This is a genomic window from Pararcticibacter amylolyticus (assembly GCF_003130405.1).
Classification (GTDB): domain Bacteria; phylum Bacteroidota; class Bacteroidia; order Sphingobacteriales; family Sphingobacteriaceae; genus Arcticibacter; species Arcticibacter amylolyticus.
On sequence record NZ_QEAS01000002.1, the window covers coordinates 231,481 to 242,186 of the forward strand.

The 10,706-nt window shown below is 44.9% G+C and carries 9 protein-coding genes; 5 read left to right on the plus strand and 4 right to left on the minus strand.

All coding sequences use genetic code 11. The annotated features are described in order from the left end of the window. Positions 1-10 precede the first annotated feature (10 nt). A complete protein-coding gene (locus DDR33_RS03430; protein WP_109414359.1) occupies positions 11-1,837 on the minus strand; it encodes an ABC transporter ATP-binding protein in 1,827 nt (608 codons plus the stop codon). 229 nt (positions 1,838-2,066) lie between these two features. On the opposite strand from DDR33_RS03430, the gene DDR33_RS03435 reads away from it, so the two are divergent. Together DDR33_RS03435 and DDR33_RS03440 are read left to right on the plus strand one after the other, a co-directional pair. After that, entirely contained in the window at positions 2,067-2,750 is a 684-nt protein-coding gene (locus tag DDR33_RS03435; protein ID WP_238387651.1) for a 3'-5' exonuclease, read from the plus strand. Beyond that, positions 2,738-4,654 (plus strand): DUF294 nucleotidyltransferase-like domain-containing protein, encoded by a 1,917-nt coding sequence (locus tag DDR33_RS03440; RefSeq protein WP_238387652.1) that lies wholly within the window; start codon positions 2,738-2,740, stop codon positions 4,652-4,654. The genes DDR33_RS03435 and DDR33_RS03440 overlap by 13 nt, the downstream gene beginning before the upstream one ends. Positions 4,655-4,911: 257 nt before the next feature. Here DDR33_RS03440 and DDR33_RS03445 read toward each other — a convergent pair whose 3' ends face one another. Then, positions 4,912-6,960, minus strand: a complete 2,049-nt coding sequence (locus tag DDR33_RS03445) for a dipeptidyl-peptidase 3 family protein (protein ID WP_109414362.1) — start codon at positions 6,958-6,960, stop codon at positions 4,912-4,914. Between the two features lie 82 nt (positions 6,961-7,042). Continuing rightward, positions 7,043-7,264 (minus strand): hypothetical protein, encoded by a 222-nt coding sequence (locus DDR33_RS03450; protein WP_109414363.1) that lies wholly within the window; start codon positions 7,262-7,264, stop codon positions 7,043-7,045. A 159-nt stretch (positions 7,265-7,423) separates the two neighbouring features. Here DDR33_RS03450 and DDR33_RS03455 point away from each other — a divergent pair, with 159 nt between their 5' ends. The 3 genes from DDR33_RS03455 (at position 7,424) to DDR33_RS03465 (ending at position 10,075) form a co-directional block, all read left to right on the plus strand. Next, entirely contained in the window at positions 7,424-7,615 is a 192-nt protein-coding gene (locus DDR33_RS03455; protein WP_109414364.1) for a hypothetical protein, read from the plus strand. Positions 7,616-7,736: 121 nt separating this feature from the next. After that, entirely contained in the window at positions 7,737-8,825 is a 1,089-nt protein-coding gene (gene proB, locus DDR33_RS03460) for a glutamate 5-kinase (RefSeq protein ID WP_109414365.1), read from the plus strand. Positions 8,826-8,827: 2 nt separating this feature from the next. Continuing rightward, positions 8,828-10,075: a glutamate-5-semialdehyde dehydrogenase gene (locus DDR33_RS03465; protein WP_109414366.1), complete on the plus strand. Its 1,248-nt coding sequence runs from the start codon at positions 8,828-8,830 to the stop codon at positions 10,073-10,075. A 98-nt stretch (positions 10,076-10,173) separates the two neighbouring features. On the opposite strand, the gene DDR33_RS03470 is transcribed toward DDR33_RS03465, so the two are convergent. Then, the coding region (locus tag DDR33_RS03470; RefSeq protein WP_238387653.1) for a DUF6580 family putative transport protein at positions 10,174-10,706 on the minus strand (533 nt) is incomplete at its 5' end.

The following is a 10,706-nucleotide window of genomic DNA, read 5'->3' on the forward strand; positions in this document are numbered from 1 at the left end:
CTACCCCTTCTCAGTTTCCCAAATCAAACTGCAGCTGGCTCAAATAGCGGTAAAGTCCCTCTTCGTTTTTAATCAGATCTTCATGAGTTCCCCACTCCGCCACCTTGCCCTTTTCAAGAACAATGATCTTATCGGCTTCCCGGATAGTCGAAAGCCGGTGTGCAATAATAATAGATGTCCGGTTTTTCATCAGAACTTCCAAAGCTTCCTGTACCAGGCGCTCAGATTCGGAATCAAGGGAGGAGGTAGCCTCATCGAGTATAAGGATAGCAGGATCTTTCAGCAGGGCTCTGGCAATAGCGATCCGCTGCCTTTGTCCCCCGGAAAGTTTTATCCCTCTTTCGCCCACCAGCGTATCGTAACCTTCGGGCAATCCGCTTATAAAACCATGGGCATTAGCCTTTTCTGCTGCAGAAATAATCTCACTTTCAGAGGCATTTAACTTCCCGTAGGCAATATTTTCACGGATAGATCCGCCAAAGAGGAGTACATCCTGCGGTACGATAGCAACCTGGTTTCGAATATCGGTAAGCGCATACTGCCCGGCCGGTCTTCCGTCGAACAGCACATCCCCCTGCTGAGGTTCATAGAATCGCAGGATAAGGGAGGCAATAGTGGATTTGCCTGCCCCGCTCGGACCGACTATGGCAACTTTCTCACCCGCCTTTGCTTCAAAATCAAGGCCCTGTAATACGATGACGTCTTTTCGGGAAGGATAAGCAAAACGAACATTGCTGAATGCGAGGTCACCCTTAATAAACTGCCTCGTCGCATTTTTTTCCGGCTCAATCGAAACCGGTTCATTATCCTCTCCCAGGATTTCAATCACCCGCTCACTTGATCCGAGGGCTTTTTGAACGTTAGCATACAGTTCGGGAAAAGTTCCCATTGCAGCCCCCACAAACAGGGAATACAAAATATACGTAGTCAGGTTACCTACCGGCAGCCCTTCAGAAACCAGAATGGAACCATACCACATCACAGCAACAATGGCACCGAAGAGACAGAATATAATAAAGGAGGCAAATCCGCCCCGCAGCGTAGCACCCCTCATCGCTATTTTAACCACCTCCCTGAGGCTCCTGTCATAACGCGCTGCTTCATAGGCCTCATTGGCAAAAGCCTTTACATTACTGATCCCCTGTAAAGTTTCTTCTACTATAGTATTCGACTCTGCCAGTTTATCCTGAGCCTGCCTTGAGATCTTCCGGATCGTACGACCGAAAAATATAGCAGCGATCACAAGCAGGGGTAATATGGAAAGATTGAACAATGTCAGTTTAGGAGATACCACAACAAGGAGAGTGATACCCCCGGTGAGCATGATGACCTGTCTCACCATTTCCGCCAGTGTGGTGGTAAGCGTATCCTGTATCTGCGACAAATCTGCCGAAAGCCGGCTGTTCAGCTCTCCGACACGACGGTTTGCGAAGAAGTTCATCGGCAGGGTAATCAGCTTAAAATAAGTATCCCGGCGAATGTCGGCTACCGACTTCTCCGCCACCTCAACAAAAAAGCGGATCCGGAAGAATGAAACGAAAGACTGAACGAACAAGAGTATAAACGCAATGATCCCGATCATATTGATATCCGTCGGGATGATCCAGTCTTTAGGTTCGCCCTTTGCAGCGTCTATCATAGCCCCCATAAGTGCCGGAAAAGCAAGCCCTGTGGTACTTGAAACGAACAGAAATACCAGCCCGGCAAAGAACTTCCACCGGTAAGGCCTCAGATACGACAGGAGCTGTGCTGCTGTCTTTATTGTCTGTTTGTTTATCTTTACTTTATTCAGCTCCATTTCGGGGGCTGTTCCACTATTAAATCGATTGCGGGCCATTAGATTTTCGCGTATAAAAAAGCCTACAAAAATACGTTTTTCCAAGCGGCACAAGCTTCTGCACCATCAATCTTGAGTCATTTTTCGAAGCCTTCTGCACAAGAATTCCTTTCATGTATGAAAATTTTGAGATAAAGAACGAAAAATAAGCCGGGTCCGTTATATTTGTGAAACGTAAGGTCTTAAACTATCCACACTAATCAGGAAACGAAAGGTGAAACCATATTTAATGTTCATAGACACTGAGGCATCGGGGCTTCCTAAAAAATGGAACGTTCCTTATTCTCAGCACAACAACTGGCCGCATATTGTTCAGCTTTCGTGGATAGTTTACACGCAGGATGGAAGGCTGGTAAAACAGGAAGATCATTATATTTCTAACCACGACTTTAAATCTACTGAATCAGCTATCAGGATTCACGGCATATCAGAAGAATTCCGAAAAACGGAGGGTGAAGACAGGGCGGTGGTGATGGCAAAACTCGCAGCCGATCTCCTGCAATATACCCCCATGATCGTTGGGCACTTTACGGAACTGGACCTTCATCTCATCGGAGCTGATTTTTATCGTACGGGAATTGAAAATCCGGCATTGCAACTGCCTTCGTTCTGCACCATGCTCGCCACAAAACAATATGTGAGAAATCCACAGGCGAATTATCTGAGGCTTGGCGAGTTATTTTCCACTTTATTTGACCGCAAACTCGAAAATCAGCATAATGCCCTTTTTGACGCTCAGGCTACCGCCGATTGTTTTTTTGAGCTTCTGAGAAAAGGGGAGGTTACTGATGAGAAAATAGAACAGCAGCAACAGGAAATGAATAAAATTAAAGCAGAGTCCAGGTATCTTGGATACGGGATTCCCGTTTTGCTTGTATTTTTGCTGACTGTTTTAATAGTATGTCTTCTATGACCCGGTCTGAGTTTTTAAAAAATGTTGTTCCCTTTAATCTGCTTCCCGATGATGTTGTCGGAGGCGTTGCTGATCTGCTCCATGAAATAAGTTACAGTAAGGATACGCTTATTTACCAGCAGGAGATCACGAAGATGAAGGGTGTTGATATCATAGTCAAAGGCGAATATGAATCATTCTTTTACGACAGCTCCCATAACAAGAGATTGAATGAAAACCATGGGCCAGGTTTCTGCTATGGCGGAGTTTCCGTTCTCCTCAACCGAAAAAGATCGCTCAGAACTGTAATTGCCAAAAAGGGAACGCTTGTATATTTCCTTCCGAGAAAGGATTTCCGCGCTCTGTGCCATGCATATGAAAACTTCTTTCACCACTTTACCGTCGATTTCGGAAAGCGGATGCTGAACGAAGAATTTGCACACTTTGCCAAAAAGCCTACTTCCTTCGAAGAAAGCTATATCGCTTCCGAGCAGCTGTACTCGAGGAAGATGGAAAGCGTAGAAGCAAGAGAAATTGTCTGGTGCCTGCCGTCAACTCCCATCTTTGAGGCTGCCCGGCTTATGGCTATCAATAAAACGAGCTGTATCATTATAAAGAATGAGGAGGGCAACGCCACGGGTTACGTAACCGATATTACACTCCGCGATAAAGTGGTAGCAGAACGCACCGACCCGGAAGCTCCTGTAGGAACGATTGCCGATAATCCTGTCGTAAAGATCGACAGCCAGGCATATGTTTACGAGGCTATCCTGATGATGTTCTCCAGCAAGACCCGGTATATCGTTGTGGAAGAGAATGGGGTTCTCAAAGGAATGATCAGCAGGAACAAACTTCTCAGCGAACAGGCCCAGTCGCCGCTTGTGTACATACAATCTGTAAAGCTGGCTCAGTCCGTCGATGAATTGAAAGGAAAATGGGAGCAGGTGCCGCAGATGATCACCCAACTGATCGGCAGGGGTGTAAATGCAGAGATTGTCAACCAGATCATTACCACTATAGCTGACACCATCGCACTGAAGGTGATTGAGGGCGTGATCAGCGAGATAGGCACACCTCCTGCTAAGTTTGTATTTATGGTCCTGGGAAGTGAGGGGCGAAAGGAACAGACCCTGATGACCGATCAGGATAACGCCATCATTTATGAAGATAAAGCCAACGAGCATAGGGAAGAGGTAAGGGAATACTTTTTAAAATTTGCCGACATCGTTTCGGAACGACTTGATTATATAGGATTTAGTTTTTGTACAGGTGGATTTATGGCTAAGAATCCAAACTGGACACATTCCCTGTCGCACTGGAAACGGAATTACGAAGAGTGGATGAAGGATTCCCTTCCTGAAACGGTAATTAAGTTCTCGACCTTCTTTGACTGCCGCTATCTCTATGGCGAGGCATCCATCATGGAAGAACTATGGGCGTTTCTGGACGAGAAATTGCAGCAGCCTATGGAGAAACTATTTTTCTATATGGCGAAAAATGCCCTTCAGTACCAGCCGCCGTTAACATCCTTTTTCAGGAACATCCGAACCATTACGGTAGGAAGCCAGGAGGTTTTTGACATAAAGAAAGCAATGACACCCATTGTAGACCTCGTTCGTGTATATGCCTTAAAAAACCGGATTTACAAGGTAAATACAGGTGAACGTCTTAAAGCTCTGAAGGAGAAGGGAATTTTTTCCGATACCGAATATCAGGAATTAACCCACTCGTATTATTACCTGATGGCTATGCGTCTGAAAAACCAGGCGAGGGAAATTATGCACGATAAATCGCAGCCGGATAACTACATTGATCCAACCAGCCTGACGAAGATCGAGCAGGTAACCCTGAAAGAGATCTTCAAAACAATAGAAGATTTCCAGTCGCGTATCAAACTCGAGTACACCAACAATCTTTTCGGATAATAAGGATTTAGCGTGTCTGGCTATGGTAAAAACACCTTGCAGGGTTTATGATAAACATCATCTTCATCACTGATATTTGTCATTCACAACCGCACATAAGAGCTCTACCTTTATCTCATTAAAACGCCTTTGTGCTTAAAATAAGGAGGTTATTAATGCAAATAAAAAGATAGAAGTTTGTACCTAAATTAATGATTAAGGAAAAAAAACCGGCTGACCAGCCGGTTTTTTTGTTACTGCAAGAAATAGTATAATTATCAGTTCACGACAGGCAGGAAACCATAGTTCTTACCATACTCCATCATTTGTTCATAAAATGACGCAGGATAGGTGACTTTAATATCTGTGATCTGATTGTTTTTCATAACCGGCACAAGCTTAGGCTGTATGAACCCTTTATAAGCTTTAAGCCCTAATTTTGAATATCGCCCAAGGACTTCTTTCAACAGCGCCTGGTCTACTTTAACACCATACGTTTCGATCAGATGCTTACCGCCTTCATAATCTCCTTCAGATTTAACCCTCTGGATCTCGCGAAGCAGCTGACCGAAAAGCTCACGCAGTTTATTGTAATCATTGATCCTGGTATAGGTCTTGCCGTTCACCTTTACCATCTCGATCACGTTGTCTTTTTTGCCCATCTGATACACCCACATGGCATTTAATTGTCTGTTCCTCATATGCGCTTCTTCCAGATTATCCCCCAGTTTCAGACGGGTGAGCTGAGAGATAAGGCCATTCATGATGTAGCTGTCATACTCGGCTTTTCCCACTTCAAGACTTGGCATAACACCAATTTCAATCAGTTTCGGGTCGAGCACATAGTACAGCGCTACCAGGTCAGCCCTAGCTTCTTCCAGGGCTGAGGCATAATTCTTAAGTGTCTTGTCGGTGGTTTCAACTCCCGGGTTAATCTGACCGGAGGCATGACCAATACATTCGTGCATGTCGGTATGAAGATCTGAAGACAATGCACCATACTTTTTGATCCGTGCTTTCACTTCGTCCCCGTATGCAAATTCATCCAGTAAACCACCCGAACTGCTCGATACATTGTAAGAATGAACAATGTTGCTTAGTGAGACAGACTTGGAGCCATGTTCTTTCCTGATCCAGTCAGCATTTGGCAGATTGATCCCGATAGGGGTAGAAGGTGCTGCGTCGCCTGCTTCCGAAATAACGGTGATTGCTTTGGCTGTAATACCTTTCACCTGCTTCTTTTTGTGCTCCGGCAAAAGAGGAGAATGATCCTCAAACCATTGTGCCTGGGCTGCTATGGCTTTGATCCTTTTAGTGGCTTCAAAATCCTTTAGTGAAACAACACTTTCAAAACTCCCTCTTTTTCCGATAGCATCATTATAAACCTCGATAAAGCCATTGGTTGCATCTATGGTGGAGGCCGTATCGGCCACCCAGGCGATGCTGTATTCATCAAAATCCTTCAGATCGCCGCTTCTGTAAAACTTGATCAGTTTGCGGATCGCATCTGCCTGCTTTTCGTTCTCTGCCACTGTAGCAGCCTTTTCGAGCCAGTACACAATCTTTTTAATAGCCGCTCCATACATGCCATCAGCTTTCCAGGTCTTTTCAACGATCTTTCCGTTTTCCTTGACCAGCTTGGAATTAAGCCCCCATGAAGGTGCATTTCCGTTAGTATTGAACTTCGAATAAAAATCCTCAACTTCTTTTTGTGTTACACCTTCATAAAAATTATTGGAGGAGGCGGTTATATTATCCGTATTGGGTGAGAGATCAACCATCTTCGGCTGAAAAGACAGATCAAAAACAATTGGCTTCAGACGTTTAACAAAAGCATCGGCAGATTCCCCCTTATTTAAGGGAAACCTTTTGATGTCTGAGTTCCTGACCAGGGAGGTGAAGTATTCGAAAGAATGCTCCGGAATAAACTTTTCATTGCCATAATGGTGATGGTTACCATTGCTGAACCAGAAACGTCCGCAGTATACTTTAAACTTCTCCCAGTTCGCATTCTTCCTGTCACCCTTATAAGTAGCATAAATATTCTCTATGGTTTTCCTTACAAGGATATTGTACTTTCCCCGCTGATCATAGATGATATCCCTCCCGGATAACCCGGCTTCAGACAAATAATACGCGAGCTTCTTCTGCTGAAGGGTAAGCTGATCAAACCCCGGGACCTGATATCTCAGCAACTGAAGATCCGCAAATGATTCCGCAGAAACTTCAAACTCAGCCTTTGATTTTTGCGCTGTTGAAGTTTGCACGATACCTGTTACACCCATTAATGTTAGGGTGAAAAGACCAGGCAAAGAATTATATTTCATAAACACTCCTGAATTTAAAACCAACGAATGTACCTAAAAATATTCAATGCCTGTCTGCGAATTACATACAGCTCGCTTACAACTACTTATTACCCTGATCTATGGAACCTAAAGGCGGGCTGCCTGCCTGGTTCGGTGCCTTGTCCTCCTCTTTTTCAGGCTTCAGGCTATCTAACTGGTCTTCCTGCCTTGCGCCTTTCCTGATCGCATCTTCATTGCCGTCATGCTGCTGCCTTGGTTCCGGGCCTTTACCCTTAGGTTCATTTGTTGGTTCGTTCCACTGATTTCCATCCTGAATATTCATAGGTTTCTTATTTTTGAAATATAACAACGCAGTACCATGCTTTGTTGTTATTCTTTCATTAAAACCAAAGGGGGCGGTTAGGAGTTAGCTTGTTGTCGCCGGCCATATCCGGCAGGTTTGACTGAATATACAGCAACATCTTTTACTTAATTTAATTGAATGGCATCAGACTTTTTTCTAGTATTGATAGATGGGGAACCTACCAGGTTTGAAAAGGCAAGGATAATTGAAATAGAACCATACCCGGGAGGCACAAAGATTATCATAGAGGCATCACACACTGAAGAAGAGCCGCTGGTGTATTTTACCAGCGAACAATATGATAACGTCATGAAATCATATCTCGGATAAATCGTTCATTTTTATCCTGTACAAGCAGGTGCACCAGGCTAGGTCAAAACATGTACCGTAACAAAATATCCGCTTAAAGAGTACGAAAACACGTATTTTTTCATTAGATTTAAGCATTTTTATGGACTTAGACTATAAACGGATAGTAATTAAGATCGGTTCAAATGTCCTGACAAGGGAAGATGGATTGCCTGATTTGGAACGCATAGCCCATCTGGTCACTCAGATAGCCGAAATAAAAAAACAGGGAAAAGAAGTCATCCTGGTTTCCTCCGGAGCAGTTGCTTCCGGTAAAAGCGTACTTTCTGTTTCCGACAAATTCGACGCTGTAGCCACCCGCCAGCTTTTTGCCTCCATTGGTCAGGTCAAACTGATCAATACCTATTCAGAATTGTTCGGAACTCATGATCTGGTTTGTGCACAGGTGCTCGTCACCAAAGAAGACTTTCGCGACAGGCTTCACTACCTGAATATGAAGAATTGCTTTGGCATTTTACTCCAGCACCAGGTAATCCCTGTTGTCAACGAAAATGACGTGATCTCAGTGACCGAACTGATGTTTACAGATAACGACGAGCTCGCCGGACTGATAGCTTCTATGCTGAATGCCGATGCGCTGATCGTTCTGAGTAACGTGGACGGCATTTACAATGGCAACCCGAAAGATCCGGGTTCAGAAGTAATTCCACGCATAGACCCGGGCTTTAATGATTTTTCAGCGTTCATCACTACTCAGAAATCACAGTTTGGCAGGGGAGGGATGATTACAAAATCCCACATGGCACATAAGATAGCTCAGCTGGGCATTACAGTACACATCGCCAATGGTAAAACCACTGATGTGTTGCCGCGCCTTCTCCGGCAGGATGTGATCAATACCTGCTTCACACCGGTAAAAAAAGCTTCAGGGAAGAAGCGGTGGATCGCCAGCTCTGAAAACTATGCAAAGGGAATCGTTCAGATTAACGAGGGTGCCCGCCAGGCACTGAGTTCTTCAAAAGCGACCAGCCTGTTGCCGGTAGGCATCACCGGCATTTCACAAGACTTTAAAAAAGGCGATATTATAAAACTGGTAGATGAGAGTGGGGTAACGGTAGGACTTGGTATCGCAGAATACAACTCCGACAAAGCAGTTGAGCTGATCGGGCAAAAAAACCAAAAAGCACTTATACACTACGATTACCTATATTTAAACCCGGAGACTTATTGAAAATGGAACTTGAGGCACAGTTTAAAAATGCAGCGAAAGCCGGCAGGGAGCTTAACGCATGCAGCGATGATAAAATCAATCAGATACTTTCTGATCTTGCGGAACAAGCCGTCCTTCACACCGGTATGCTTTTAGAAGAAAATCAGAAAGATCTCGCGAGGATGAGCAAAGACGACCCAAGATATGACCGCCTTAAGCTTACGGAGAAACGAATCCTGGATATCGCTTCAGACATCCGGAACGTGGCGGGCCTTAGTTCTCCCCTGGGCAAAGTTTTAAATTCGCGGGAATTGCCGAACGGGTTGAAGCTGAAGAAAGTAACTGTTCCGCTGGGGGTGGTAGGAATTATCTATGAAGCGAGGCCGAATGTTACATTCGACGTATTCTCTCTTTGTCTCAAAAGCGGCAACATCCCGGTACTGAAAGGCGGCAGTGATGCCTCTTTTTCAAATCAGGCTATTATCAGCGTGATACATCAAGTGCTCTTAAAACACCACATGAGTACTTCTATAGCCACCTTACTGCCGCCAAACAGGGAAAGTACGGAAGCGCTGTTAACTGCTGTTAAATATGTGGATGTTATTATCCCCAGGGGCAGTCAGGGCCTGATAGATTTTGTCAGACAAAACTCTAAAGTGCCGGTTATAGAGACAGGCGCAGGAATCGTTCATACTTATTTCGATGAATCGGGTGACGCAGAAAAGGGGCGGGCCATCGTCAACAATGCCAAAACACGCAGGGTGAGCGTCTGCAACGCCCTGGACTGCCTCGTTATTCATCAGTCGCGACTCACTGACCTTCCGTTTCTGGTTGCCCCGCTTGTCGCTTCGGGCGTACAGATTTTTGCTGATACGGATGCTTATAGTGCCCTTGAAAATAAGTACCCTTCAGACCTTCTGATGAGAGCCTCAGAAGAACATTACGGAACCGAATTCCTGGATTATAAATTAGCTGTTAAGACAGTAGCCGGCATTGACCAGGCACTGGACCATATCAGTACATACAGTTCAAAACACAGTGAAGCCATCGTCTCCGAAAACGAAGAAAATACGGAACTATTCCTGAGAACAGTAGATGCTGCTGCGGTGTATGCAAATGCATCGACAGCATTCACAGACGGAGCCCAGTTCGGACTAGGGGCAGAGATCGGGATCAGCACGCAAAAGCTGCACGCCAGAGGGCCTATGGGACTTGAGGAGCTAACCAGTTACAAATGGATGGTAAAAGGGGATGGACATATCAGGGGATGATATTCCGGGGACGCCCTGAAATTATAAAACAGAAAAGGCTGGTTCTGATGAACCAGCCTTTTCTGTTCGCCCGGTATTCAGCACCGGTAATTAAAGTTTTAAATCCTGCCTGCGCTTATAGCCGGATACTTCCGTTCCAGAAGATAAAATCCTCCAAAAAGAACAACGCCGTAAAATGCGTCAGCAATAAGCATATTTCTAAGGAAAGGAAGACCGGCAATATATGATTGCATCACCCCCTGCATATTATGCGGATACCAGGGATAAAGGAATGCAAAATTCGTAATCAGATAAAATATCACAGCTCCTGCAATAGAAGCAAGCGCTACGTTTGTTACAGAAACCTTATCTTTTATCAGGATACCGCAAACCACCATACAGACAAATGCTGCATAAACAACAGGCCTGGTAAAATCACCGCCGATAAAAAGATCTGATAATACCATTGCCGCCAACGGCACAATAATAGCCAGTTTCTTATCCGCTATCCTCGCTCCCGCAAATACAGCCAGTGCTCCAACCGCAGTAAAATTCCACATATCAGGCAGCAATCTGGGCAGAGCCCGCGTGCATGCAGCCAGAATTATTAATACCGATAATACCAAAAACCGGGAAGATTGTATCTGTTTAA